Raw genomic sequence first — 444 nt, forward strand, 5'->3', positions numbered from 1 at the left:
CGAGCAACTCCGGATGTCGATGCGTGCTCAGCAACACGTTCGGCATCATCCGCGACAGGGCACATACCTTGATGCCCTTGATCCCGCCCAGCATCTCGATCGTCTGCGGCATGGCCTCGGCGGCGAACGGGATCGCCTGGTCGCGCACTACCAGGCCGTATTGCGTCCAGTCGCGATTGAAGCTTCCGTCCGACTTCCATCCCAGCAGCCAGCCGTATCGCCCGCCCTTCCTGACGTGATCGATGATCTCGGCATGCACCTGGTCATGGTTCTTGCCCACGCGATCGATTTCGAGCAAGGGGGCATCCAGGTTCATGCACTCGTCGCGGATCACCTCCCAGTTCAGGGCGATCTTCTGCAATCGAGGGAACTGCGCGAGAGGGTAGAACGCCGGCCGGTCGGTGGGCGAGGGCGCATGATGACAGGCGGACGCGAATAGATCTT

1 protein-coding gene is annotated in these 444 nt (G+C 61.9%); it reads right to left on the reverse strand.

Going from position 1 to position 444, the window contains the following annotated elements; translation table 11 throughout:
* Positions 1 to 361, reverse strand: a 361-nt coding sequence (locus tag FQ755_RS16165) for an aspartyl/asparaginyl beta-hydroxylase domain-containing protein (protein WP_313957460.1), incomplete at its 3' end; no start/stop codon positions are given.
* Between the last annotated feature and the right edge of the window lie 83 nt (positions 362 to 444).

Source organism: Paraburkholderia sp. BCC1885, from assembly GCF_900996235.1.
Classification (GTDB): domain Bacteria; phylum Pseudomonadota; class Gammaproteobacteria; order Burkholderiales; family Burkholderiaceae; genus Paraburkholderia.